The sequence below is a fragment of the Aestuariirhabdus litorea genome (assembly GCF_003864255.1).
GTDB classification, from domain to species: domain Bacteria; phylum Pseudomonadota; class Gammaproteobacteria; order Pseudomonadales; family Aestuariirhabdaceae; genus Aestuariirhabdus; species Aestuariirhabdus litorea.
Window position 1 is genome coordinate 1,262,055 of the sequence record NZ_QWEZ01000001.1, and the last position, 25,009, is coordinate 1,287,063.

Sequence of the window (25,009 nt, forward strand, 5' to 3'; positions counted from 1 at the left end):
AGCTCCGGCCCGATGATGATAAGGAGAAATTGATGTCTGACAACCAATACCCCCATATGCTGGAACCGCTTGATCTTGGATTCACTACCCTGCGTAACCGTGTCCTGATGGGCTCCATGCACACCGGTCTCGAAGAGGCGCCCGATGGCTTTAACCGCCTGGCGGCCTTTTATGCGGAGCGTGCCCGCGGTGGTGTCGGCCTGATTGTCACTGGCGGTATCGGACCCAACGCCGAGGGTGCCGTGTTGCAGGGCGCTGCCAAGATGACCACCGAAGAGGAGTCGGACAAGCACCGGGTGATCACCGAGGCGGTTCACCGCGAAGGTGGCACGATCTGCATGCAGATCCTGCACGCCGGCCGCTACGCCTATAACCCGAAGAATATCGCCCCCTCCGCTGTCCAGGCGCCGATCAACCCCTTCAAGCCCCATGAACTGAGCGATGAAGAGATCGAACAGCAGATCGACGACTTCGCCCGCTGCTCGCAGCTGGCCCAGCGTGCCGGATACGATGGCGTAGAGGTGATGGGGTCCGAGGGTTACTTTATTAATCAGTTTATCGCGCAGCAGGTGAATCAGCGTACCGATCGTTGGGGGGGCAGCTACGAAAACCGTATCCGCCTGCCGCTGGAGATTGTGCGTCGCGTACGCGCTGCCGTTGGTGATGAGTTTATTATCATCTACCGCCTTTCCATGCTGGATCTGGTCGAGGGGGGGAGCACCTGGGATGAGATTGTGCTGCTGGCCAAGGAGCTCGAAAAGGCGGGCGTGACCATCATCAATACCGGCATCGGTTGGCATGAGGCGCGGATCCCGACGATTGCAACTTCGGTTCCGCGAGCGGCCTTCACCGGCGTGACGGCCAAGCTCAAGGGTGAAGTCTCCGTCCCCCTGGTGACCACCAACCGTATCAACATGCCGTCGGTGGCCGAAGCAGTTCTCGCTTCCGGTGAGGCCGATATGGTCTCCATGGCGCGTCCCTTCCTGGCGGATGCCGAGTTGGTGATCAAAGCGGAGCAGGGGCGTGAGGATGAGATCAACACCTGTATCGGCTGTAACCAGGCCTGCCTCGATCACACCTTCTCCGGCAAGCTAACCTCCTGTCTGGTAAACCCGCGAGCCTGCAACGAAACCCTGCTTAACTACCCCAAAGTGGAAGCGGGCAAGGAGAAGCGTATTGCGGTGATCGGTGCCGGTCCCGCCGGCCTGGCTGCCTCCACCATTGCCGCCGAGCGCGGACATCAGGTAACCCTGTTTGATTCGGCGGCTGAAATCGGCGGTCAGTTTAATGTTGCCAAGCGTATCCCGGGCAAGGAGGAGTTCTACGAAACCCTGCGCTACTTCAAGCGCCAGATTGAGATTCACGGGGTCGAGTTGCACCTTAACACTCGCGTCACTCCCGAGATGCTGCGTGAAGGGGGGTATGATGAAGTGGTTGTGGCCACCGGTATCCAGCCGCGTACACCGGCCATCGAGGGGGTTGATCACCCCAAGGTAATGAGTTACCTCGATGCCATCCTGGGTAAAAAGGAGGTCGGTGAAAAAGTGGCGGTCGTGGGTGCCGGCGGCATTGGCTTTGATGTCAGCGAATTGTTGGTGCACAAGGGAGAGTCCAGCAGCCTCGACAAGGCGGCCTTCCTGAAAGAGTGGGGGATCGATCCCGACTTTATCCGCCGCGGTGGAATCGAAGGAGTGAATCCCGAGTTTGAGGGGGCTGCGCGTGAGGTCTACCTGCTGCAACGTAAAACCAGCAAAGTGGGGGCTAACCTGGGTAAGACGACCGGCTGGATTCATCGCACCAACCTTAAAAAACGCGGTGTGAAAATGATCAGCAGCGTCAGCTATGACAAGGTGGATGATCAGGGGTTGCATATCCGTGTAGGAGATGAGCCCCAGCTGCTGCCGGTTGATACGGTGGTTATCTGTGCGGGCCAGGATTCGCTGCGCGAGCTTTATGATGGCCTTGAGGGCAGTGGTCTGTCCCTGCACCTGATCGGAGGAGCGGAAGTGGCGGCGGAGCTGGATGCCAAGCGGGCCATCGATCGGGGTGCGCGTCTGGCAGCAAGCCTCTAAGCCGTGCGGGTGCGGCGCTCCAGGGCCAGCCGCACCCGTGCTATAGCGCTCTCTCTTTTTAAATCCTCTTTTGGGTGGTGTGATAACCGCGTCACGCCCTTTTTATGTACCTGAATTACACTGCTATCCGGTAAACGGCCAGACCCGTCTTGGCGTTAGCCCCGGGGTTGCAGCTGGGGTCACCCGGGTCTTTGCACTTATAGCTGGTTTCCAATGCCTGATGTATAGTTATTCGTTGTGCGCCGCTCATTGGCTGTAGTGAGCTGCACGCGGTGGTTTTATATCGGGGTAAAAGGAGTCACCCAATGGGGCAGGGCAACATCACAGAGGCGGTAATATTTTTTGACCAGGATCGTGTGGTCAAGGAGATGATGTACCCCGAGTTTGAAGCGGTACTTGATGGCGTTGTCGCCATCAACGATTTTCGAAATCAATTGGTTAATGCGGCTTTCGTCGCCATCGACGGGGGGCTGATGATCCGCTCCGTCGTACTCTTTACCATTGATTTCGATGAGCAGGGCAACGCGGACAAAGACTGGAATATTCCCCTACAGCATCTGGCAAGCTCGGCTGGGCTTGGCCCCGACCTGGGTGCGGGCCCCATTCGGCTTGCCTGTAGAAGTCAGTGTCCGGTGAGCTGGCACCAGTCACAGATGTGGGACCCGGACATGAGTCCCGAGGTCAATCATCTTGTTAACCTGAAACGCGCCGCTGAGCGCAACAGCCTTGGGATACTGGTCGATCGTAACTACGTGGCCCCGGTCTCCTCGGTTGTCGCTCCAACGCTTTCGGATGCTCCGCTACTCGATGACGTGCCGACCCTCGATGAGGCCTTTGAATTCGACCTTCCATCGGTGGCGGCGGCTCCCGCGGAGGACACCAAGGCGATTGAGCATCGCCTTTCCAAGAAGTACCAGGCGGCACATCGTAACAAGGTAGCCAACCTGATCAAGCAGCAGCGACTGCAGATTACGACCCTTAAAAACCGGTTTAAGGAGGAGATGGTCCAGCGTAATCGCCATTTCCAGGAGCAGAAGGGCCAGCTTGAGGCCAAACTCGAAGCGCAGAGCAAGGAGATGGAGGTTCAGCAGCGGCAGAACCAGACGCTCAAACAGACCATGCGCCAGCAGCTGGATGAGTTTCGCCGCAGCAGGGAGGAGCTGACCCGTCAGCTGAAGAGCATTGAAGATGACGAGGGGCGCGACCTCGAGCGAATCAAGGCCCAGTATGAAGCCGAGATGGCCCAGCGCCTGCAGGCGGCTACCGCCGAGCTGCAGGAGCAGATCGAGGTGCGAGATGTTGAAATGGCCTACCGCAACGAGCTTGACGGCCAGCTCCAGGAAGAGCTGGAGGAGCTGAGGGCCAAGGTCGAAGAGTTAAGCGTACGTCAGTCCGAGGATGTGTTGGGTGATCTCTCCCAGAAAGGGGTGGTCTTTGTCGCCTACCATCCCGGGGTGGGGCATATCACCATCCCCCTGCAGGATATTCCCCGTTACATGAGTCACACCATGGCCTACGTTGCCAACAAATGCTTCGTATCGGAGGAGCAGTACAATCTGTGGCTGCGCCATTATGAGGCACCCAGCTGCGACGCCCGCACCACCGATGGCAGTCGCTGCGGGGCTCGCCTGGACCGTGTGGACTCTCCCGGCATGTACGTGGATGGACACTCGAATCACTGCGAGAAACATCGTGGCCTTAGCGCTGTCGAGGCGGTGCGCGCCGGCCGTAGCGCCCGTTAGGCGCTTTTTTCTCTAACCGCTCCAACCCGCAGCCCAATTCGTTATAATGATGTTTTTCATCAGGCGCGCGGTGCTATGGAACAGTTCAGAAATGTAGGGGTTATCGGTCGCTTAGGGGGCGCCGAGGTAGTGGATACCCTCATTCGCCTGCTCGAATACCTCGACAAGCGCGACCTCAATATCATCCTTGAGCAGAGCCTGGTCGCGGTACTGCCCGAACGCAACCTTCAAAGCGGCAGTTATAAAATGCTGGGGGAGGTGTGTGATCTGGTGATTGTGGTTGGTGGCGATGGCAGTCTGTTGGGGGCTGCCCGCGAACTGGCCCGCAGTAATGTGCCGGTGCTGGGAGTAAACAGAGGTAGGCTCGGCTTCCTGACCGATATCTCACCCGATGAAATCGACAGCCTGATCGGCGAGGTGCTCGATGGACGCTATATCCTCGAGAGCCGCTTCCTGCTCGATGTGCAGGTCAAGCGCAATGGCGAGCCGACCGGGCAGGGGTCAGCCTTGAACGATGTGGTACTCAACCCCGGTAAGTCGGCTCGCATGATCGAGTTTGAGCTCTACATCGAGGGCCAGTTTGTCTACAGTCAGCGCTCCGATGGAATGATCGTCGCCAGCCCCACCGGCTCTACCGCATATGCGCTCTCCGCCGGTGGCCCCATTATGCACCCCAAGCTGGATGCCATGGTGCTGGTGCCCATGTTCCCCCACACCCTCAGTAGCCGCCCCATCGTGGTCGACGGCAACAGCGAAATCAAGATCGTTATCGGTGCCGATAACGAGGTTTTCCCACAGGTGAACTGCGACGGCCAGGAGATCATCACCACCCGCCCGGGTGACACGGTCACCATTCACAAGAAACCCCACAAGCTCAAGCTGATCCACCCCCTCAACCATAACTTTTACGAGATTTGCCGATCCAAGCTGGGCTGGAGTAGCAGGCCCGGGAGCTGATCAATGGCAACACGTGATGGGGCCCAGGGCTTTGACCTTGTCGGTGATATCCATGGCTGTGCGCTGACCCTGCGTCTTCTGCTGCAGAAGTTGGGCTACTGCGAGTCAGGGGGAGCCTACCGTCACCCCACCCGGCACGCTATTTTTGTCGGCGATGTCATTGATCGTGGCCCTCGCATCCGTGAGGCGCTCAGGCTGGTCAAGGCGATGGTGGATGCGGGCGAGGGGACGCTGATCATGGGCAACCACGAGTATAATGCCCTCTGCTATTGTACCCCGGCCGCAACCAGTACCCCGCAGACCCCGGTCTTCCTCAGGGAGCACAGCCCACGCCACCTGCGCCTGATCGGGGATACCCTGGAACAGTATCGGGACTATCCCGGCGAGTGGGAGGAGATGCTGCAGTGGTTTCTGACCCTGCCGCTGTTCCTCGAGCTGGAGGCGTTTCGGGTGGTACACGCCTGCTGGGACCCGGAGCTCATCGCACAGTACCTGCAGCAGTACGGCTGCAATCACCTCGACGAGCAGCGCCTGCGGGAGTCGGTCGACAAAACCACACTGCCTGGACGGCTAATGGATCGTTTGACGCGTGGGCTGGATATTCGCCTCCCCGATGGGCTGTCGGTCACCAGTCGTGACGGCTTTGTTCGCCACTTCTTTCGGGCGCATTTCTGGAGCCAGGACCCGCAAACCTACAACGATGTGGTGTTTCAGCCCGACCCCTTGCCGGAGGCGATAGCGCACAGGCGTATGAACGACGATGAGAAGGCGCGCCTGTTTCATTACGCAGAGGAGCAAAAGCCGCTCTTTATCGGCCACTACTGGCGCTGCGGGCAGCCGCGGACCCTGACGGCGAACATCGCCTGCCTGGACTACAGCGCGGTCAAATACGGCAAGCTGGTAGCCTATCGTATGGATGGGGAGGCCCGGTTGTGCAACAGCAAGTTTGTCTGGGTCGACGTTGATCTCCAGGAACCCGGCTTGCCTGAACGGGAGAGCGATGCTGATGATTAGGGTATTGAGTGTTGAAGCGGGCCGCGACCTGACCGTCTATTCCCGCTGGTTATGGCGCTCCGGAGTGGCCCATCGCATCGCAGAGGAGTCGGGTCAGCAGGTGCTCTGGGTAGCCGATCAGCGGGCGGTGGAGTTTGCACGCCGGGCGCTGGAGGCCTTCGAAAACGGTGAACTGGAGGGGCTCGAGGAGCCCCCGGAAACATCGCTGGCGATTGAGAGCCAGGGGCTGTTTGAGCTATTGATCAAACACCCCCTTACCCTCGCCCTGATCGCCCTTATGAGCGCCCTGGCGCTGCTCAGCCGCTTTGGAGAGGACCCGGCCTGGGTCCACTGGTTCAGTTTCAGCGATTTTGAGGTAGTGGCCGGTTATCCCTACTTTGTCCCCCTGCAGCAAAGCCTTGAAGCGGGACAGTGGTGGCGACTGCTGACGCCTATCCTGCTGCATTTCTCGGCACTGCACCTGGTGTTCAATATGCTCTGGCTGTTGATATTGGGTGGGCGCATCGAGCAGGCACGGGGCGGGTGGTTACTGCTGTTTCTGGTGGTGGTGGTCGGCCTTGTGTCCAACGTCGCCCAGTACCTCTTCTCCATGGATCACCCCCTGTTTGGAGGATTCTCCGGGGTGGTTTACGGTTTGCTGGGGTTCTGCTGGTTCTACAGCCACTTCTGTCCGCAGGCTGGGCTCGCCCAGCCACGAGCCGTGATCGGCTTTATGGTGGGTTGGTTACTGCTCTGTTTCACCGGCTTTGTGGAAATGGTAGGCTTCGGCGCTATCGCCAATGCGGCCCATACAGCGGGTCTGGTCAGCGGCTGTGGGCTGGGCGCTGTGCTCGGCTACCTGCACCGCCAACGCATCAACGAGGAGTCCCGATGAGTTTCGAAGGTATGAGTTTCAAAGAGCTGCTGGCTAATATTACCCCGGAGATCTACCGCAACCTGCGCAGTGCGGTAGAGCTTGGAAAGTGGCCCGATGGGCGGCGCCTGACGCCAGAGCAACGCCAGCACTGTATGCAGGCGATGATCGCCTGGGAGCAGCTGAACCTGCCCGAAGAGGAGCGCTCCGGCTATATGGAGCAGCAGTGCAAGTCCCAGAGCGGCCAAAACGATGCGGCCGAGATCCAGGCGCTGAACCTGACCCGGCACTGATGATGGAATCCAGCCTGGAGGGCCCGCTGGCGAAACTGGAGAGCCAGCACAGTGCACCGGTGAGTTACTGGTTGCGCCTCGGTGAGCATCGCCTGGCCCTTAACCCCTTGATCGGTAGACGTATTCATCTGCACTATCGCCAGCAGGTGGTCTGCCAGGGCTGCGGGCGAATCAGTAAAAAGAGCTTTGGCCAGGGCTATTGCTATCCCTGTTTCCGCTCATTGCCCCAGTGCGATAGCTGCATGATGAAGCCGGAAACCTGCCATTTTGATGCCGGTACCTGCCGTGATGAGAGCTGGGCCCAGCAAGTGTGCATGCACGACCATATTGTTTACCTGGCCAACTCCTCATCCCTGAAGGTGGGGATTACCCGCATATCCCAGGTGCCGGTGCGCTGGATCGACCAGGGCGCCAGTCAGGCGCTACCGATCTATCGCGTCGCTAACCGACGTCTTTCCGGCCTGGTTGAGGTGATCTTCAAGCAGCACGTCAGCGACCGTACCAGCTGGCAGGCAATGCTCAAGGGAGATCCCGCCCCCCTTGACCTGCAGGCTGAGGCGCGACGCCTGATTGCCCTCTGCGCCGAGCCCCTGGCGGAACTCGAGCGGGAGCAGGGGATCCAACGCCTGGTGCGTCTCGATGACGCAGAAAGCTTTGGCTTTGAGTACCCTGTCAGCCATCATCCCTCCAAGGTTAAGGCCTTTAATCTCGACAAGGAAGCGCAGGTCAGCGGTATTCTCGAAGGGGTCAAAGGCCAGTACCTGCTGTTCGATAACGGGGTGCTCAATGTTCGAAAATTCTCCGGCTACCAGGTCGGCCTTAGTGTGGAATAGGATAAGATCGCAATGAAAGATGCCCAGCCCAGAACCATCTACCTGAAGGATTACCGAGCGCCCGATTACTGGATCGACCGCACTGACCTTAAGGTTGACCTCCATGAGGGCCAAAGCCGCGTGGAGGCCACCCTCAGCCTGCGTGTAAACGAGGCGCACTGGACACCGGGCCAGCCACTGCCGCCCCTTGAACTGCAGGGAAGCGAGCTGGTGCTGGAGGGGGCGTGGGTAGACGGTGTGGCCCTGGGCGCCGATGAATACCAGCTGACTGAGCAGGGGCTCGTGATACAGGCCCCGTCCGCACGCTTTGAGCTGCGCACCCGCTGCCGCATCGAGCCGCAGAACAACACCTCACTTGAGGGGCTCTATAAATCCAACGGCATGTTCTGCACCCAGTGCGAGGCCGAGGGGTTTCGCAAAATCACCTACTACCTGGACCGTCCTGATGTGATGTCGGTGTTCAGCTGCCGTATCAGTGCTGACCAGATCCGCTATCCCGTTCTGCTCAGCAACGGTAACGAGATCGACAGGGGGGTGCTGGAGGAGGGGCGCCATTGGGTCCAGTGGCATGACCCCTTCCCCAAACCGGCTTACCTGTTCGCTCTGGTAGCCGGCGACCTGCAACACGTCAGTGATCAGTTTGTCACCCGCAGTGGTCGCACCGTGACCCTGCAGCTCTATACCGAACCGCGCAACATCGGCAAGTGCGATCACGCGATCGACTCTCTCAAGCGCGCCATGCGTTGGGACGAAGAGGTCTACGGCCGCGAATACGACCTGGATATCTTTATGATCGTAGCGGTGGACCACTTCAATATGGGGGCGATGGAGAACAAGGGGCTCAATATTTTCAACTCCTCCTGTGTGCTGGCCAGTGCCGATACCGCCACCGATGCCAGCTTTCAGCGTATTGAGGCGATCGTTGCCCACGAATACTTCCACAACTGGTCTGGAAACCGTGTCACTTGTCGCGACTGGTTCCAGCTCAGCCTTAAGGAGGGGTTTACGGTGTTCCGGGACGCCGAGTTTTCAGCGGACATGAACTCCCGCGCGGTTAAGCGTATCGAGGATGTAAGCCTGTTGCGTACCGCCCAGTTCGCCGAAGATGCTGGTCCCATGGCCCACCCGGTGCGTCCCGACTCCTATATGGAGATCTCCAACTTCTACACCCTTACCGTCTACGAGAAGGGGGCCGAGGTGGTGCGAATGATCCATCGTTTGCTGGGTGCCGAGGCCTTTCGCAGGGGAAGCGATCTCTACTTTGAACGCCACGACGGCCAGGCGGTGACCGTTGAGGACTTTGTGCGGGCGATGGAGGAGGCCAGCGGTATCGACCTGACCCAGTTCCGCCGCTGGTATGAGCAGGCGGGCACTCCGCGGGTTACCGTCAGCGACAGCTACGACTCGGCCAGTGGCCGCTACAGCCTGCACTTCAGCCAGAGCTGTCCAGCGACCCCGGGACAGGTCAGCAAGCTGCCCTTTCATATTCCCATTGCGGTGGGGTTGCTGGATGCCGAGGGCCACGACTTGCTGCCCGACAGTACCCGACTGGTGGAGCTAACCGAGGCGCAGCAGACGGTCCATTTCGAGGCCATCAGCGAGCGCCCGGTACCCTCGTTGCTGCGGGGCTTTTCAGCGCCGGTTAAACTAAGTTACGACTATAGCGATGCGCAACTGGCGTTTCTAATGGCTAACGACAGTGATGCCTTTAACCGCTGGGATGCCTCCCAGCAACTGTGTGTTCGGGTGTTGCAGCGCATGGTCCCCCAATACCTCGAGGGCACGCCTCTCAAGGTCGATGGGGTGTTGACCGAGGCCTTCTCGGCCCTGCTGCGTGCCCCGGTGAGCGATCCGGCGGCGCTCGAAACCATGCTGGTGCTCCCGGCTGAGGCCTATTTGGCGGAGATCTCTGAGCCGGTGGAGGTCGAGGCGATCCACGCCGCCCGCGAAGCACTGGCCAACCACCTGGCGGAGCGCTTTGCTCCCGAGTTTGAGCATCTCTATCGCGACAGCCAGCTGGAGGGTGCCTACCAGCCCACGGCCGAACACATGGCGCTGCGCAGCCTGAAAAATGCCGCCCTGGGTTACCTGGCACGCGGCTCCGATGCCGGGGTCGAGCTGGCCCACCAGCAGTATCGGGCTGCCAATAATATGACCGACCGCTTCCGCGCGCTCGCGACACTGGTTCACTGCGAGCGAGGCTCGGCTAGGGCGTTGGCCAAGAGTTGCCTGCAGGACTTCTATGATAACTTTAAAAATGATCCGCAAGTTATTGAATTATGGTTGTCTGTACAGGCCTCATGCCAGCGTGATGGGGCACTCGAACGGGTGCAGGCGTTGATGGCCCACGAGGCATTCGATGCGGGCAACCCCAACAAATTGCGGTCGTTGATCGGTGTGTTCTGCTCCCAGAACAGCATCGGTTTCCATAGCGGCGAGGGAGCAGGATACCGCTTTCTTGCCGATCAGGTGATCGAACTGGATCAACGTAACCCGCAGATCGCCTCACGCCTGGTGACACCCCTGACACGACTGCGTAAATACCCCGCTGCGCGTCAACAGCAGATGCGCGAGCAACTGCAGCGGATCTTTACCCACTCGCTCTCACCCGATCTCTACGAGGTGGTGAGCAAGAGCCTCCAGTAACGACTACAGGCGGATCGCCTGGTTCTGCCCAAGCAGGGTCAGGCGGTAGCGTTGTTGGTCGAAGCGCTCGGTGAAGCGGGCGCAGCCTGCATTGTAGAAGCGCCCATGGGTCACCTGTAGCTCCGTCGCCTGCGCCGGCAGGCGGTTGAACTGCAGCTGGCTATTGCTGTGCAGGTAAAGGCTAAGCAAGAGCTCCGTGCCGTTGTAGAAGCGCAGTACAGCATCCCTGTCGCTGCTGTTGGTAATATTCAGGTTATGGTCACCGACGCGGCCGGACAGGATCTCACCGTCAAAGGGGCGTGGGCGTGGGTACTCCTTGCAGGCTCCTGCCCGGGCCAGGGCAGGGTCGCCGAAGCCGATCTCCGCCTCCCTGACAAAGCCATGGTGGGTGCCACTGGATACCCTCAGCCAGCCATCCTCCGCCAGCGCCTCGACGCTGACCGGGCTGTAGATGGGGAGACGTACCAATACACGGCTCTGGTCATCGGCCTCCTGATGCAGATTCACCAGTCCGAGGCTGTAATGGCTGCCGAAGCGCAGCTCTCTATAGAGTGGCCGGTGGCCGGGGGCGACCACCACCGGCTCCCCAGCCTCCTGCGGCGTGGGGGGTGAGGGCAGGCGGGGCCACCATTGAGGGTTGAGCAGAGCCAGGCCGCACAGTACAGGCAATACCAGCAGCAGACCGTGGTAAAACAGGTACCCGGTTCGGCTGGAGGGGATGGCAGCATTGCTGGTGCTGGGGTTGCCGAGCCGTTTCAACAGCCGCTCAATTCGCTCCCTGAGGGCCGGGTCACGGGTCATGCCATTGGCGCGCCCCAGCAGGTTCAGGGCGGCGGTGTTGCGATTGGTCTGTAGCTCGTGGCTGGCCAGTCGGTAGAGGAGGATGGCGCTCTCCTCATTATGCACCTCTCCGCCGCGGGCGTTGGCCCAAAGCGCTGCGGGTGTTTGTACCACGCCGCCGGGGGACCACCACCCCAACGCCAGGTTGTGCGCATTGGCAGCCAAAGTGGCTCGCAGGCCGCAGCCGCCACAGAGTGTGAGATGTGGAGTGCTTTTCAGGGTGGTGAACAGGAGTCCTGTGATGCGGGCAACCCCACGACAGCGCAGGCTGCTGTCGGTGACGCCGCAACGCTGGCAGCGGGGTGGGCTGGGGGTGCGCAAGGGGGCGGAGCCGCTTGTTTCCGGGGCCGGGGTGGTGCGGGAGGTCGAGGCGCTCAGCGGCTGCTGATAGGCACGGTGCAGGCGGCTGCGGTTAAGGTCCGCCGACGCAGGGTCGGGTTCGGCGGGGTGAGACGAGGGTGGCCTGCCGGTTTGGTGGGTGGGGACCGGCGGGTCGAAAAGGGGCGCTGCCTGGGTGCGTTGCAGGTGCTCGTTGATTTGCCGATAAGCCGCCTGCAGTCGTTTGAACTGCTCGGTCGTATCCTTATCCGGGTTTCGGTCCGGGTGGAGCAGGCGGGCCCTGCGCCTGTAAGCCAGGCGTAACTCCTCGGCGGTGGCGCCAGGCGCCAGGCCAAACAACCGGTAGAGCCCTTCGGTGTATCGCTCCATGAGCGGTATCTGTCTCGTTTGGGGTAATTGGAATTAGCAGTTTTTTCTTACTCTAAATCAGTATACCTTGATGCTAATGTTGGGTCAGCGGCTGCCGATACACTGGGTTAGTGTAACCCCTCGACTGGTAATTCCCATGAATCTTTCCCAAATCACCAAAGCCATGCTGTTTAACAGCCCCTCGCTGCGTGAACGTCAATCCGGCCTCCTGAATATACCGGGGCAGGGGAGCGCGCTGGCGGGCAAAGAGGGGGGGCATGAGGGAATGGATACCCTCAACGGTGCTCTCAGGAAACACCTGCAACGGGTGCCGACTACCGAGCCGGTGGTGTTCGATAACCCCTACTCTCCTGATAAGGTCGCCGATACGTTAACCCAACACATACGGGGTTACATGGAGCGGGAAAAGGCCGCCGGGGCCAGCGATGAGCGCCTGCAGGAGCTCTATGATATCGGGGTTCAGGCCGTGGCCGACGGCTTTGCCGAGGCGCAGGAGATCCTTGACCAGATGGGGGTGCTGCAGGGTCAGATTGCCGCCGATATTGACACCACCTTCGATCTCTTTAGTCAGCAGGCATCTGCCATGCGCGATGAACTGATGTCACCTGCGGAAACCACTCGGATCAGCCCCGCTGCGATCCAGAGCTATTTTGCCGCTGAGTCCCTGCAGGTGTCTCGCAGCTTCGAGTTTGAGCTGACCACCGCCGAAGGGGATCGGGTGCGGATCAATGCCACTGGTGCCGCAGGTATCGCCCAGGGCCAATATCAGGGTACTGAGACAAGCGAGTCGGGGAGCAGTGCTGTCTCGGCGTTTTCCAGTGCCGCATACCAGCGTGGCTCCTTTGCCTTCGAGGTGCAAGGAGACCTCAACCCCGCCGAGCTCGAGGCAATTGATGCGCTGCTGGCCAAGGTCAACGACCTCAGCGAGAGCTTCTTTGCCGGAAATCTGGAAGAGGCCTTTGATAAGGCCTTGTCACTGGGGTTTGACGGCTCCCAGATCAGCCGCTTCGAGCTGGACCTTAACCAGAGCAGCCGCTACACCGCGGTAGAGCAATACCAGTCGCTGCAAGGGGAGCCCAAGGGGGTGGCCGGTATTCGTGAGCTGGCCCAGTACGCCAAGGATCTGCAACAGGCCCTGGAAGAGGCGAGCCGCTTCGAGGCACCCGGGGAGCTGCTCGACAAACTGTTCGAGCTGGAGGATGCCCTTCGAGCCCAGCCCGATGCACTTGAGCAGCAATTGGCTCGTCACCGTGAACTGAACCACTGGTTGCTTGAGTCGATTTAATGTCCGGGTGAGCACTTTTCACTGCAGGCGTAGCGTCGCTCCGCTTGAAATCGGGTAAACTTGGCACCATTGTTACTGCCGATGTGGACCCATGCTTACCCTTATTCTCTATACCACCAGCGGCTGTCACCTGTGTGACCAGGCGCTGGCGCTGCTGACCCCCATCATTGAGCTTAACCAGTTGCAGCTGCGCCTGGTGGATATTGCTGATAGCGATGCGATGATCGAGCGCTACGGTGTGCGTATCCCGGTCATCCAGCTTGAGGGGACACAAGGGGAGCTGGGCTGGCCCTTCGATGAACCCCAGGCACTGGCGTTCCTTAACCACTCGCTGCAGGAGCTTGAGGATGCTTGAACTGGTGCTGGGCGGGGTACGCAGCGGCAAGAGCCAGTTTGCCGAAAAGCGGTTGCTGCAAGCCCCCGCTCCCCACGCCTATCTGGCCACTGCCGATCGCGCCTTCAATGCCAAGGATTCCGATTTTGCCGCCCGGGTCGAGGCCCATCGCCAGCGGCGCCCAAGCGATTGGCTACTGATCGAAGAACCTCTCCATCTGGCGGCCGCCATTCAATCCTCCTCCGCTGCCTCGCTGCTCATCGATTGCATGGGGGTCTGGCTCACCAACCTCCTGCTGCACACCGACGGTGAAATGCTGGAGGCGGAGCTCAATGCTTTGCTCGCACTGCTCGAGCGTTGCGAACAGCGCATCATCATCGTCTCCAGCGAGGTTGGCTTCGGCGTGGTTCCGGCCGGGGAGTTGAGCCGGCGTTTTGTCGACCAGTTGGGATTATTGAACCAAAAACTGGCCGAGCGGGCCGAACGGGTGTGGCTAAGCGTGGCCGGCATCGCCCAGCAAATCAAATAGAAAAGCTAAGGATGACCACATGCAGAACAGCTGGTTACAACAGCCACTTAAAGCCATTGATGACGGTTGCTACGCCGAATCGTTGGCTCACCAGGCGCAACTGACTAAGCCCGCAGGTTCCCTGGGGCAGCTGGAGAGTATCGCCTGTCGACTGGCGGCGATGCAGCAACGTAGAGATCCGGATGCTAGCCGGGTTCGCATCTGCCTGTTTGCCGCCGATCACGGGATTGCCCGCGCGGGTGTCTCGGCCTTCCCCCAGGAGGTTACCGTGCAGATGGTCGCCAACTTCAGCCAGGGCGGGGCGGCCATCAGTGTTCTGGCTCGTTCCCTGGGGGCCGAGCTTGAAGTGGTGGACATGGGCACCTGCAGCTCGCCGCTTTCGATCGAGCGGGTGGTCGATCGGGCAATCGGCCCGGGTACCCGCAGCTTCGAGCAGGAACCGGCCATGAATCGACAACAGCTTGAGCAGGCGCTGGCCGCCGGTGCAGAACGCGTCGAGGAGGCCTTCGACCGGGGCTGTGATCTCTTTATCGCCGGTGAAATGGGTATCGGCAACACCAGCTCGGCCACCGCTATCGCCGCGGCCCTGCTTGACCGTGCACCCAGCGAGTTGGTGGGGCCGGGCACCGGCATCGACCGCGAACACGTCACCCGGAAGGCGGAGCTGATTGCCGCCGCGCTGCAATTGCACCGTGAGGGTGGGGTGGACCTCAGTGAGCCACTGGCCGTACTGGAGTGTGTCGGCGGGTTCGAGATCGCCGCCATGACCGGTGCTTACCTGCGCTGTGCCCAGTTGGGGATCCCGATGCTGGTCGATGGCTTTATCAGCAGCGCCGCTTTTCTCTGCGCTGAGCGGTTGGCTCCGGGCTGTCGTGAGTGGGCGTTTGTTGGTCACTGCTCGGCCGAGCCCGGACACCGGATTTTACTGGAATCGATGGTGATGGACCCGCTCCTACAGCTGCAAATGCGCCTGGGTGAGGGCAGTGGGGCAGCGGTTGCTGTGCCCCTGCTGCGCAGCGCCTGTGCCCTGCATAACCAGATGGCCACCTTTGCCCAGGCGGGAGTGAGCGCTGGTGACTGAACCGTTGGTCACCACCATCGACCTACTGCGCCATGGCCACTGTCTGTGGCCGGCGGGTTTTTACGGCCGTAGCGACAATCCCCTGAGCCCAACCGGCCGTGAGCAGATGGAGTCCTCCTTGAGCGCAGCCGGTGCCGACTATCAGCGGGTCCTTACCTCCCCGCTGTCGCGTTGTGCCGGGTTTGCCCACCCCTGGGCGCAACAGCAGGGGGTGCCCAGTATCGAGCTGGAGCTGCTGGTTGAGGGCAGTCTGGGGCGCTGGGAGGGGAAAACCCTCGAGCAACTTGAGCTCAGCGATGGCCAGGCCCTGCAGGATTTTTGGCGTGATCCGCTGGCGTTTCCGCCTCCCGGAGCGGAGAGCCTGGACCAGTTACAGGCCCGCATGGCGCAGGTGATGGCGCTGATCCTTGATCAGCATCGGGGGGAGAGCTTGCTGGTCGTCACCCACAGTGGTGTGATTCGCGCGGCTATTATGGATCTATTGGGGTGCGGCCCCCAGGCCTGGCGAACCCTGGCGGTGCCCCATGGCAGCCTGAGCCGGGTCCGCGTCTACCATCAGCAGGGCTCTGCGGACTGGTTTCAGCTGGAGTGCTTTGGTGTGACAGGGTATTAGCGATGTTGGATTCCTTAAAACTGGCGATTCAGTTCCTGACCCGTATTCCGGTTCATCTCGCCCAGCCCCCCAGTGAGCGGGCCATCGGCCGGGCGCTGCTCTGGTATCCCCTGGTGGGGCTGCTTTATGGAGTGGTGCTGGTGAGCGTAGCCATTTTACTCGATCACCTCACCCCCATGGGGTTGTCGGTCACCGAAAGCTTTGTGGTCAGCGCCCTGGTGTTGCTGCTGTGGGTGATGCTCAGCGGAGCCCTGCACCTCGATGGCCTTGGTGATAGTGCCGATGCCTGGCTCGGCGGTGGCGACCGCGAGCGTACCCTGGCCATTATGAAGGATACCCATGCCGGTACCGGTGCCCTGGTATCGGTGGCGCTGGTACTTTTGTTGAAGTGGAGCGCCCTGCAACACCTGCTGTTGAATCAGCAATATTTGGCGCTCCTGCTGGCCCCCCTGTGGGCAAGGACGTCGGTGCTGGTGTTGTTCGCGACCACCCCATACGTCCGTCCGAATGGACTGGGGGCCAGCTTTAGCCGTTACTGCGAAACCCGCGAGCTATGGGCTATCACGGTGATTACTCTGGCCTCGATAGTGACGCTGTTTGGGGGGCAGGGCGCGGCCCTGGTGCTGGTTGCGGGGGGGCTGTTCTGGTGTTGCAGGCGGCTGATGGTGCGGCGTATCGGCGGTACCACCGGCGACACCGCCGGGGCGCTGATCGAGGTCACCGAAATGGCGATACTGGTGGCGGCGGTCTTTATTGTGCGAATGAGTTGAGCTTGGCCATCAGGGCGTCGATATCCAGGCTCTGCTCCAGCAGGTCGGCCAGCCTCTCCAGCTGCTGCTCCCGAATGCGCTCTATATCCACCCCCAGACAGCCTTCGCCGTTAACCCAACGGCTGATCTGCTTGATCGCTTCGGGCTGGTCGAACAGACCGTGCAGGTAGCAGCCGGCCACCTGGCGATCGATCGAGATCGCGCCGCTATCGCGCCCGGGGGCGTCCAGCAGGGGGGCTAGGCTTTGGGTCAGGCGTGTCACCCCTGAATGGATCTCATAGCCCTTAACGGCCACCGGCTGCTCATCGAGCAACAAACGGGCCTCGACGCGACTCAGCTCCTTTTTTCGCTCCAGCCGAGTGCTCAGGGGTAAGAGGCCGAGCCCCGGGCTTGCACCCGCAGCGCTCTCGATCCCGTACGGGTCGTCGATGGTTTCTCCCAGCATCTGGTAGCCGCCACAGATACCCAGCAATTTTCCGCCGTAGCGGAGGTGGCGCTGGATCGCCTCCGGCCAGCCGTTCTGCCGCAGAAACTCAAGGTCGCTGCGTACGCTTTTGCTGCCGGGTAGCAGGATCAGGTCGGCGGCCGGGATGGGCTGTCCCTGGTGAACAAACTGCAGGTCGATGGCCGGGTGCAAGCGCAGGGGGTCGAAGTCTGTGTGGTTGCTGATACGCGGAAGGCGCGGCACGACCACCCTTAGTAAGGTGTCGTTGCCCAGCTCCTGAGCGCCGTTAACAGCATCTTCGGCATCGAGATGCAACCCCTGGAGATAGGGTAGGGTAGCGAACACCCGCTTGCCGGTACGCTCCTCCAGCCAGTCCACGCCGGGCTTGAGGAGACCGTAGTCGCCGCGAAAGCGGTTGATGATGTACCCCAGTGTGCGGGCACGCTCCGTTTCGCTGAGCAGCGTCTGGGTCCCCACTATATGAGCGAATACACCGCCCGGGTCGATATCGGCAACGATGATGACCGGGCAGTTTACCGCTTCTGCAAAGCCCATGTTTGCGATATCGCCCTCACGCAGGTTGATCTCGGCAGGGCTTCCGGCGCCCTCGATCAAAATCACTTCATACTGCTGCGCCAGGCGGTGATAGGAGTCCAGAACCGCCTCCATGGCAATCGGTTTATAGGCGTGGTACTCGCTGGCATTGAGTTCCCTGGCCACTTTCCCCTGTACGATAATTTGTGAGCCACAGTCGCTATTAGGCTTGATCAGGATGGGATTCATGTCGGTGTGGGGCTGCAGGCCACAGGCCTGGGCCTGCAGTGCCTGGGCTCGCCCGATCTCGCCACCGTCAGCCGTAACGGCGCTGTTGAGGGCCATATTCTGGGGCTTGAAGGGGGCCACTCGATAGCCACGGCGAGCCAGCGCCCGGCACAGGCCTGCCACCAACGTGCTTTTGCCCGCATTGGAGGTAGTCCCCTGTATCATCAAGCTGATTGCCGCCATGTTGCGTCGATCCCCGCCATGAAAAATGTGCATTATGCCCGCGCCAACGGTTTGATAACACCACCGCCTCTCAGGCACACTATGCCCTGGTCGGGTCGCGCGCCAGCGGTATTGACGCGACACCTCCTCTGAATCCCTCAGTCCTACTTATATCGGAAGCCAGTTGACCTTGGAATCAAAGCCTACAATTGATCGAATGCAACGGGAGCGCCTGATGCGGTGGGCCTCGCTTGCCTCCGTAGCGACTGCGTTCAGCCTTATCCTTGCCAAGCTGGTCGCCTGGCTTTTCACCGGCAGTGTCAGTGTGCTGGCTTCCCTGGTGGACTCCATGCTCGATGCCATGGCCTCCCTGGTTAACCTGCTGGCGGTCCGCTACTCCCTTAAACCGGCCGATGAGGATCATCAATTTGGCCATGGCAAGGCCGAGTCGCTGGCGGCATTGGTTCAAACAGCTTTTATCTGCGGCTCTGCGATCTTCCTCATCTTCCACGCCATCGACGACCTGCGGAGCCGCAGCGAGATCGGCAATGAACAGGTTGGGGTCTGGGTTATCCTCTTCTCCATTGCCCTGACCGCTGCGCTGGTGCTTTTTCAAGGCTACGTTGTACGCCACACCGGCTCGGTCACCATCAAGGCCGATGCGCTCCACTACCGCATGGACCTGCTCACCAACGCTTCGGTTCTGGCTGCTCTGGTGCTGTCCTGGCTCGGCTACAAATCGATGGACGCCTGGGTGGCGATCGGTATTGCCCTTTATATGCTCTATGGCGTGCGCGAGATCGTCATGGAGAGCTTTGACCTGTTAATGGATCGGCAGTTGCCACCGGAACAGCTGGAGGAGATAGAAACTCTGGTGATGAGCGTCGGTGGGGTGCAGGGGTTTCATGAGTTGAGGACCCGTCGCAGTGGCACCATGCCGATCATTCAACTTGACCTGGAGATGGATGGATCAATGACGCTGGAGGAGGCTCACGATATTGCCGAGCGTGTGATGATCCTGATCAAGAAGCGCTTTCCGGGTGCCGATGTGACGATCCATCAGGACCCGGTATAGCGTTGCGGGCCCGGTACTCCCCTGGGGTGATGCCGAACCACTGCTTGAAGCTGCGGTGAAAGGAACGGGGCTCACTGAATCCCAGCCTGAGGGCGATACCGGTGATCGGCATTGCCGTCTCCAGCAGGAAGTGTTCGGCGCTTTCCTGTCGTAACCGATCGAGGATCTGCTGATAGCTGGTGTTCTCCTGGCGTAACTTCCGCTGCATGGTCCTTGGCGTCATGGCCAGCTTGTCGGCGACCAGATCCTTGCGAGGAACCCCGTCGCGAATCTTCTGCTTGAGCGCGTAACGTACCCTAAGTGCCAGTGACTGTTCCGTATTCTGCTCGGTGATCAGCGCACGGGCATGCTCCTCCAGTGTCTGAAGCAGTTGCCGGTTCGATTGCCTGAGGGGCAACTTCAGGTAGTCGTTTTTAAGGAACAGGGCATTCATGGACTGGCCAAAGTAGACCGGACAGCCGAAGGCGGAGCGGTATTCATCCTTTACGGCGGGCTCGGGTTGCGGGCGCATCAGGCTGACCTTCAAGGGAGAACCTTCACCGTCGGTAATCCAGCGGCCGTAAGCCAGCCACGAAGCGAGATGGTTGTCCACCATATGACTCACCACTTCGGGGTCATCGTAGTGGCAGCTCCAGTGCAGCACCGTGTGATCGTTATAGTATTCAATGCTTGAGGTGCCCATATCGCCAATCAGTTTTTCATAGGGCACGATGCGCTTCAGTGCGCTCCCCAGGGTGTCACAGTTCATGCTAATGTATCCCAGCACGCTGTAGGAACCTGGTTGCACGTGGCGGGCGCAGTGCAATCCAAACAGCGGATCCCGGGAGCGGGTAATCAGGGATTTAAGTAGTTGCTGAAACGCCTGGCCATCAATCTGCTGGCTGCTGTCACCGAGCAATTGGGGGCTGATACCGAGGTTGGAGAGCAGGCTACTGGTGTCGATACGACGGAGCTCGGCCTCGCGCAAATACTGGTGAAGTGCGGCGATTGATGCCCTGCCAAGCCTGTCCATTCAACCTCCGTTGTGTTGGCCAATTTGGAGAGATCGATGTCCCGATTCGCCACTGACCCTTAAAATTTCAGCAGACTAGTATAGGGCTGCACTGACAATAGTAAACCAACCCCGGGGAGACTGGAGTGGATAGCGCACGTCGATGGAATGGTTGGGGTCACCCCGATACCGATTACCCCCTGCCTGCCGAGGCACTGCTCTTTTTACACCAAAAGCTGGGGGCGGCAACACCCCTGCCCGAGGTGGGTCTGGACGCGGTGGTGGAAACCGTTCCACCGAGCCGTGTTGAGGCTCACCCGCTGCTGGATACAGGCGCCGAGCCGCGTATTCGTCATGCCCGAGGGCAAAGCCTGCCCGACTGGTTGGCAATGAAGTCTGGCCTCTATGGCTGCTTTCCCGACGCCGTCGCCTTTCCCGAAAACCGGGACCAGTTGGTTGAGCTTCTGACCCTGGCCCGTGAAAAACGATACTGCCTCATCCCCTATGGGGGCGGCACCAGCGTTGCCGGGCATATCAATCCTCGCCAGCAGCCTATGCCGGTAATTACGGTGGATATGGGGCGCATGAACCGCCTTATAGCTATCGATAAAGAGAGCCAGATCGCCACCTTCGGCGCCGGGGTGGCCGGCCCCGCCCTGGAAGCGCAGCTGCGGGGGCAGGGCTACACCCTGGGTCATTACCCGCAGTCCTTCGAGCTTTCAACCCTGGGGGGGTGGGTCGCCAGCCGCTCCAGTGGCCAGCAGTCACTCCACTACGGGCGTATCGAGCAGCTGTTTGCAGGTGGCAAGCTGGAGACCTTTGACGGCTGCCTGGAGATCGCCCCCATTCCGGCCTCGGCCGCCGGCATCGATCTGCGGGAGCTGGTGATGGGGTCCGAGGGTCGCATCGGTATTCTGTCCGAAGTCGACCTGCGAATCAGTCCGCTGCCTGAAAAGGAGGCCTTTTACGTCGCCTTTCTGCCCAGCTGGGATCAGGGGGTCGCAGTGGTCCGGCGCGCCGCCCAGCAGCGCATCGGGCTGTCGATGTTGCGGCTCAGCAACCCGCTGGAGACCTATACCCAACTGAGGTTGGCCGGTCATGCCAGCGCGATCGCTTTACTGGAGCGGTACCTTCGACTGCGGGGCAATCGGGTCGGCACGGGCGGAGCTGAGGGAGCCACCCTGCTTACCTTCGGGATCACCGGTAGCCGCTCACAACATGGGGCCACCCTGCGCCAGCTGAAAAAGCTGATCCGCCAGGGGAGGGGGGCCTATGTGGGCACCCTGTTGGGCAAACGCTGGCAGCACGGCCGTTTTCGCTTTCCTTACCTTCGCGAGTCCCTCTGGCAACAGGGCTATATGGTCGACACGCTGGAGACCTGTACCCCCTGGAGCAACGTCACCCCGCTGATGCACGCCATAGAGACGTCTCTGCGGGAGGAGCTGGCGGATGAGCAGGAGGAGGTCCACGTCTTTTCCCACCTATCCCATGTCTACCCCCAGGGGTCGAGCATCTACACGACCTATCTGTTCCGGGCGGCGCAGACTCCGGCAGCTACCCTCGAGCGCTGGCAGCGGCTGAAGCAGAAAGCGTCTAGAGTCGTGGTGGAGCAGGGCGGTACCATTAGCCACCAACACGGTGTGGGTAAGGATCATGCCCCCTACCTGCGCACCGAAAAAGGGGAGTATGGGGTACAGCGCATGGCACAGATCTGCGGACTGTTTGATGGCCAGCAGCAATTGAACCCCGGTACACTGCTCAATGACTAACAACAACCGGCACCAAAGGAGCGAGCATGGACGCCGCCGCACAGCGTAAACAACTGATTGAACAGCTGCAGGGGACCGAGGAGTGGGACCTGGTGATTATCGGGGGGGGGATCACCGGCGCGGGCATTTTGCTGCGAGCGGCCCAGCGGGGGCTGAAGGCGTTGCTGGTCGAGCAGCAGGATTTTGCCTGGGGTACCTCCAGTCGCTCGTCGAAAATGGTCCACGGCGGGTTGCGCTACCTGGTTAACGGTGACTTTGCACTGACCCGTGAGTCGGTTCGGGAAAGGGAGCTGCTGATCAAACAGCTACCTGGTCTGGTGGAGCCCATGAGCTACCTCTATGCCCACTACCGCTGGCGCTGGATCGAACGCCTTGGCCTGCACCTTATCCTCAAACTTTACGATCTCTTTGCCGGGCGCGTTACCCATAGCGGGCTCACGGCTGACCAGACCCGCACCCTGATGCCGGGGATTCGTGACACTGACCTGGTGGCCGGTACCCGCTTCGAAGACGCGGTTACCGACGATGCTCGCCTGGTATTGCGTACCCTGGATGAAGCATGCCGGCTGGGGGCGGTGGCCATCAACTATGTGCAGGTCACCCAGCTGCTCCACCGGGATGGTAAGGTATGCGGGGTGGAGATGACGGACCGACTCGAGGACCGCACCCTGGTGGTCGACGCCCGTTGTACCGTGAACGCTTGCGGGACCTGGGTGGATCGTCTGTGGGGAGAGTCCGGCGGCAAGGAGAACGGCAAACAGCACCGTATCCGCCCGCTACGGGGCAGCCACATTGTCATCCCGGGTGATCGCCTCCCCATTGGCACGGCCCTGGCTTTGCCGCACCCGGAGGATGGCCGCAATGTGTTTATCTTCCCCTGGGAGCAGACCACGGTTATCGGCACGACCGACCTCGATCATGACCAGCCGATGGAGCAGGAGCCGGTGATAACCCGGGCAGAGCTCGATTACCTGCTGGCGGCACTGCGCCACCAGTTCCCGGATCTAGCGCTCGAAGAAACGGAGATTCTATCCACCTGGTCGGGCGTGCGCCCGGTCATTAGTGAGAAGCCCGGATTATCCCCCTCTGATGAAAAGCGTGAGCATGAGATCTGGAGCGAGCCCGGGCTGGTCTCCGTGGGGGGCGGCAAGCTCACCACCTTCAGGGTGATCGCAGACCAGGTGCTGGAACGGATCGCGGCTCAAGGGCTGCTTCCTGCGCTCAAAAGCGACAGTGTTGCCATGTTCAAGCGAGAGCCAACCCCTCCGCTACCGACCGGGGTGGACAGCGGGTCCTGGTGCCGACTGCTCGGCCGTTATGGTGCCCGGCTGAGGGAGTGGTGGTCTCCCGACTGCGACCCTGGCCGCGTTGGTAACACGCCGACGCTGTGGTGTGAACTCGGCTGGGCGGCCAGGGCCCAGTCGGTGGTGCACCTGGATGACCTGTTGCTGAGGCGAACCCGCATCGGGGTTCAGCTGCCGCGTGGGGGCGAAGCATGGCTGCCACGCATCAAACAACTCTGCCAACCGGCGCTGGGGTGGAGTGATGAACAGTGGTCGGCGGAAGAGGCCCGCTACCTGGAGATTATCGACCGCTACTATTCGCTGCCCGAGGTTAAGGGTGGCTGAATCGGGACTGATACTGGCCCTCGATAACGGCACCCAGAGCCTGCGTGCGCTGTTGTTTGACCTGCGTGGAGAGCTGGTCGCTAAAGCCAAGGTGGAGCTCGAGGCCTATTACTCCCATTCACCGGGCTGGGCCGAGCAGGACCCCGACTACTTTTGGAAACAGCTTGGGGAGGCTTGTCGACAGCTTTGGCAGTGCTCGGGGGTTAACCCCTCGCGAGTGGTGGCGGTCAGCCTCACCACCCAGCGGGGCACTGTGATCAACCTGGATAAACAGGGCGACCCGCTGCGGCCGGCAATCCTCTGGCTCGATCAACGCCGGGCCCGGGTATCGGCCCCCCTGCCGCAGCCCTGGCGCACCCTGTTCTGGTTGGCGGGCCAGCGTGAAAAAGCCAACTATTTTCGCTCTAAGGCGCAGGCCAACTGGATCGCCCAGCAGCAACCGGAGATCTACGCACATACCCACAAGGTGTTGTTGCTGTCCGGTTACCTGACCTATCGCCTGTGCGGCGAATACCGGGACTCGGTGGGGGCGATTGTGGGATACCTGCCGTTCGATTACCGCAAGCAGCAGTGGGCGGCGCCGAGTCACTGGGGATGGCCCTGTAGCGGAGTAAAACCGGGGCAGTTACCGGAGCTGGTCAAACCGGGTGAGCTGCTGGGCAAGATCACTTTGGAGGCCAGCGCGACAACCGGTATACCCGCCGGGTTACCGCTGATTGCCGCGGCCTCCGACAAAGCCTGTGAGGTATTGGGATCAGGTGGGCTCTCATCCGATGTGGGCTGCCTGAGCTTTGGCACCACCGCCACTATCAATATCAATAGCCAGCGTTACATTGAGCCACAACGCTTTATTCCGCCTTACGCGGCCGCCGTCCCCGATGCCTACAATACGGAAGTGATGATCTATCGCGGTTTCTGGATGGTCAGCTGGTTCAAACAGCAATTTGGTCTGCGTGAATCCCAGCGTGCCCAAGATCTTGGGCTGAGCCCCGAAGCGCTGTTTGACGAGCTGGTCCGTGAAGTGCCCGCGGGCTCCATGGGTTTGATGTTGCAGCCCTATTGGTCACCGGGCCTCAACGATCGGGATATGAAGGGGGCTGTCATTGGCTTTGGTGATCTCCATACCCGCTCCCATCTCTATAGGGCCATTCTGGAAGGGCTGGTCTACGGGCTGCGGGAGGGTAAGGAGCAGATCGAAGCGCGCAGTGGGCAAAAGATCCAGCGCCTCTGTGTCTCGGGGGGGGGATCCCAAAGTGACGCTGCGCTGCAGATTACCGCGGATATTTTTGGCCTGCCGGTGACACGCCCTCACACCTATGAAACCTCGGGGCTGGGGGCAGCCATTGATGCGGCTGTAGGGGTCGGGTTGTTTCAGGATTTCCCTGATGCGGTGGCCGCTATGACCCGCTCCAGTCGAGTGTTTACCCCGAACCCGGAGGCGCACCGGCTCTATGACCAGCTGTATCGACGGGTGTACCGGAAAATGTACCGGCGTCTTAAACCTCTCTACCGGGAAATTCGGTCGATCACCGGCTACCCGGAATAGG

Annotated in this window: 21 protein-coding genes; 18 read left to right on the top strand and 3 right to left on the bottom strand. The window is 60.6% G+C overall.

Annotation, left to right across the window (positions count from 1 at the left end; translation table 11 throughout):
- Positions 1–32 precede the first annotated feature (32 nt).
- The 8 genes from D0544_RS05845 (at position 33) to pepN (ending at position 10,410) form a co-directional block, all read left to right on the top strand.
- Positions 33–2,072, top strand: a complete 2,040-nt coding sequence (locus D0544_RS05845) for an NADPH-dependent 2,4-dienoyl-CoA reductase (RefSeq protein ID WP_125015055.1) — start codon at positions 33–35, stop codon at positions 2,070–2,072.
- A 305-nt stretch (positions 2,073–2,377) separates the two neighbouring features.
- Complete coding sequence (locus tag D0544_RS05850; RefSeq protein WP_125015056.1) at positions 2,378–3,814, top strand: chromosome partitioning protein ParA; 1,437 nt, start codon at positions 2,378–2,380, stop codon at positions 3,812–3,814.
- A 75-nt stretch (positions 3,815–3,889) separates the two neighbouring features.
- The gene (locus D0544_RS05855) at positions 3,890–4,771 is read left to right on the top strand and encodes an NAD(+) kinase (protein ID WP_125015057.1); all 882 of its coding nucleotides are present in this window, start codon (positions 3,890–3,892) and stop codon (positions 4,769–4,771) included.
- A gap of 3 nt (positions 4,772–4,774) precedes the next feature.
- The gene (locus tag D0544_RS05860; RefSeq protein WP_125015058.1) at positions 4,775–5,785 is read left to right on the top strand and encodes a metallophosphoesterase; all 1,011 of its coding nucleotides are present in this window, start codon (positions 4,775–4,777) and stop codon (positions 5,783–5,785) included.
- Entirely contained in the window at positions 5,778–6,659 is an 882-nt protein-coding gene (locus D0544_RS05865) for a rhomboid family intramembrane serine protease (RefSeq protein WP_164880852.1), read from the top strand. Before D0544_RS05860 ends, D0544_RS05865 begins: the two co-directional genes overlap by 8 nt.
- Positions 6,656–6,931 carry a YeaC family protein gene (locus D0544_RS05870; protein WP_125015060.1) on the top strand — a complete coding sequence of 92 codons (276 nt, stop codon included), beginning with the start codon at positions 6,656–6,658 and terminating at the stop codon, positions 6,929–6,931. The genes D0544_RS05865 and D0544_RS05870 overlap by 4 nt, the downstream gene beginning before the upstream one ends.
- Positions 6,931–7,764, top strand: a complete 834-nt coding sequence (locus D0544_RS05875; RefSeq protein WP_207905772.1) for a DUF2797 domain-containing protein — start codon at positions 6,931–6,933, stop codon at positions 7,762–7,764. Before D0544_RS05870 ends, D0544_RS05875 begins: the two co-directional genes overlap by 1 nt.
- Before the next feature lie 12 nt (positions 7,765–7,776).
- Positions 7,777–10,410 carry an aminopeptidase N gene (gene pepN / locus D0544_RS05880; RefSeq protein ID WP_125015061.1) on the top strand — a complete coding sequence of 878 codons (2,634 nt, stop codon included), beginning with the start codon at positions 7,777–7,779 and terminating at the stop codon, positions 10,408–10,410.
- A 3-nt stretch (positions 10,411–10,413) separates the two neighbouring features.
- Here the strand turns inward: pepN and D0544_RS05885 are convergent, their stop codons facing one another.
- Positions 10,414–11,958: a J domain-containing protein gene (locus D0544_RS05885; RefSeq protein ID WP_125015062.1), complete on the bottom strand. Its 1,545-nt coding sequence runs from the start codon at positions 11,956–11,958 to the stop codon at positions 10,414–10,416.
- A gap of 136 nt (positions 11,959–12,094) precedes the next feature.
- On the opposite strand from D0544_RS05885, the gene D0544_RS05890 reads away from it, so the two are divergent.
- The 6 genes from D0544_RS05890 (at position 12,095) to D0544_RS05915 (ending at position 16,570) form a co-directional block, all read left to right on the top strand.
- Entirely contained in the window at positions 12,095–13,243 is a 1,149-nt protein-coding gene (locus D0544_RS05890) for a DUF5610 domain-containing protein (RefSeq protein ID WP_125015063.1), read from the top strand.
- A 91-nt stretch (positions 13,244–13,334) separates the two neighbouring features.
- Positions 13,335–13,598, top strand: a complete 264-nt coding sequence (locus D0544_RS05895; RefSeq protein WP_125015064.1) for a glutaredoxin family protein — start codon at positions 13,335–13,337, stop codon at positions 13,596–13,598.
- Positions 13,591–14,106, top strand: coding sequence for a bifunctional adenosylcobinamide kinase/adenosylcobinamide-phosphate guanylyltransferase (cobU, locus tag D0544_RS05900; protein WP_125015065.1), 516 nt, complete (start codon positions 13,591–13,593; stop codon positions 14,104–14,106). Before D0544_RS05895 ends, cobU begins: the two co-directional genes overlap by 8 nt.
- Positions 14,107–14,125: 19 nt before the next feature.
- Entirely contained in the window at positions 14,126–15,187 is a 1,062-nt protein-coding gene (gene cobT, locus D0544_RS05905; RefSeq protein ID WP_125015066.1) for a nicotinate-nucleotide--dimethylbenzimidazole phosphoribosyltransferase, read from the top strand.
- Positions 15,180–15,800 (top strand): histidine phosphatase family protein, encoded by a 621-nt coding sequence (locus D0544_RS05910; protein WP_164880853.1) that lies wholly within the window; start codon positions 15,180–15,182, stop codon positions 15,798–15,800. Before cobT ends, D0544_RS05910 begins: the two co-directional genes overlap by 8 nt.
- A gap of 2 nt (positions 15,801–15,802) precedes the next feature.
- Positions 15,803–16,570: an adenosylcobinamide-GDP ribazoletransferase gene (locus tag D0544_RS05915; protein WP_125015068.1), complete on the top strand. Its 768-nt coding sequence runs from the start codon at positions 15,803–15,805 to the stop codon at positions 16,568–16,570.
- Here the strand turns inward: D0544_RS05915 and D0544_RS05920 are convergent.
- Positions 16,551–18,020, bottom strand: coding sequence for a cobyric acid synthase (locus tag D0544_RS05920; RefSeq protein WP_207905773.1), 1,470 nt, complete (start codon positions 18,018–18,020; stop codon positions 16,551–16,553). The genes D0544_RS05915 and D0544_RS05920 overlap by 20 nt on opposite strands.
- A 214-nt stretch (positions 18,021–18,234) precedes the next feature.
- Between D0544_RS05920 and D0544_RS05925 the strand changes: the two genes are divergently transcribed.
- Positions 18,235–19,074, top strand: coding sequence for a cation diffusion facilitator family transporter (locus D0544_RS05925; RefSeq protein WP_243647249.1), 840 nt, complete (start codon positions 18,235–18,237; stop codon positions 19,072–19,074).
- Here the strand turns inward: D0544_RS05925 and D0544_RS05930 are convergent.
- The gene (locus tag D0544_RS05930) at positions 19,022–20,086 is read right to left on the bottom strand and encodes an AraC family transcriptional regulator (protein WP_125015070.1); all 1,065 of its coding nucleotides are present in this window, start codon (positions 20,084–20,086) and stop codon (positions 19,022–19,024) included. The two genes, D0544_RS05925 and D0544_RS05930, sit on opposite strands and share 53 nt — an antisense overlap.
- A 125-nt stretch (positions 20,087–20,211) precedes the next feature.
- Between D0544_RS05930 and D0544_RS05935 the strand changes: the two genes are divergently transcribed.
- From D0544_RS05935 to D0544_RS05945, 3 genes are read left to right on the top strand one after another with little or no spacing between them, the layout of a single operon-like run.
- Positions 20,212–21,834 (top strand): FAD-binding oxidoreductase, encoded by a 1,623-nt coding sequence (locus D0544_RS05935; RefSeq protein WP_125015071.1) that lies wholly within the window; start codon positions 20,212–20,214, stop codon positions 21,832–21,834.
- 26 nt (positions 21,835–21,860) lie between these two features.
- Positions 21,861–23,462 (top strand): glycerol-3-phosphate dehydrogenase/oxidase, encoded by a 1,602-nt coding sequence (locus tag D0544_RS05940; protein WP_125015072.1) that lies wholly within the window; start codon positions 21,861–21,863, stop codon positions 23,460–23,462.
- Positions 23,455–25,008, top strand: a complete 1,554-nt coding sequence (locus D0544_RS05945) for an FGGY-family carbohydrate kinase (RefSeq protein ID WP_125015073.1) — start codon at positions 23,455–23,457, stop codon at positions 25,006–25,008. The genes D0544_RS05940 and D0544_RS05945 overlap by 8 nt, the downstream gene beginning before the upstream one ends.
- Position 25,009 lies beyond the last annotated feature (1 nt).

Coding starts and splice junctions, on each gene's coding strand:
- D0544_RS05845 (WP_125015055.1), top strand. CDS start 33: ATGTCTGACAACCAATACCCCCATATGCTGGAACCGCTTGATCTTGGA.
- D0544_RS05850 (WP_125015056.1), top strand. CDS start 2,378: ATGGGGCAGGGCAACATCACAGAGGCGGTAATATTTTTTGACCAGGAT.
- D0544_RS05855 (WP_125015057.1), top strand. CDS start 3,890: ATGGAACAGTTCAGAAATGTAGGGGTTATCGGTCGCTTAGGGGGCGCC.
- D0544_RS05860 (WP_125015058.1), top strand. CDS start 4,775: ATGGCAACACGTGATGGGGCCCAGGGCTTTGACCTTGTCGGTGATATC.
- D0544_RS05865 (WP_164880852.1), top strand. CDS start 5,778: ATGATTAGGGTATTGAGTGTTGAAGCGGGCCGCGACCTGACCGTCTAT.
- D0544_RS05870 (WP_125015060.1), top strand. CDS start 6,656: ATGAGTTTCGAAGGTATGAGTTTCAAAGAGCTGCTGGCTAATATTACC.
- D0544_RS05875 (WP_207905772.1), top strand. CDS start 6,931: ATGATGGAATCCAGCCTGGAGGGCCCGCTGGCGAAACTGGAGAGCCAG.
- pepN (WP_125015061.1), top strand. CDS start 7,777: ATGAAAGATGCCCAGCCCAGAACCATCTACCTGAAGGATTACCGAGCG.
- D0544_RS05885 (WP_125015062.1), bottom strand. CDS start 11,958: ATGGAGCGATACACCGAAGGGCTCTACCGGTTGTTTGGCCTGGCGCCT.
- D0544_RS05890 (WP_125015063.1), top strand. CDS start 12,095: ATGAATCTTTCCCAAATCACCAAAGCCATGCTGTTTAACAGCCCCTCG.
- D0544_RS05895 (WP_125015064.1), top strand. CDS start 13,335: ATGCTTACCCTTATTCTCTATACCACCAGCGGCTGTCACCTGTGTGAC.
- cobU (WP_125015065.1), top strand. CDS start 13,591: ATGCTTGAACTGGTGCTGGGCGGGGTACGCAGCGGCAAGAGCCAGTTT.
- cobT (WP_125015066.1), top strand. CDS start 14,126: ATGCAGAACAGCTGGTTACAACAGCCACTTAAAGCCATTGATGACGGT.
- D0544_RS05915 (WP_125015068.1), top strand. CDS start 15,803: ATGTTGGATTCCTTAAAACTGGCGATTCAGTTCCTGACCCGTATTCCG.
- D0544_RS05920 (WP_207905773.1), bottom strand. CDS start 18,020: ATGGCGGCAATCAGCTTGATGATACAGGGGACTACCTCCAATGCGGGC.
- D0544_RS05925 (WP_243647249.1), top strand. CDS start 18,235: ATGCGGTGGGCCTCGCTTGCCTCCGTAGCGACTGCGTTCAGCCTTATC.
- D0544_RS05930 (WP_125015070.1), bottom strand. CDS start 20,086: ATGGACAGGCTTGGCAGGGCATCAATCGCCGCACTTCACCAGTATTTG.
- D0544_RS05940 (WP_125015072.1), top strand. CDS start 21,861: ATGGACGCCGCCGCACAGCGTAAACAACTGATTGAACAGCTGCAGGGG.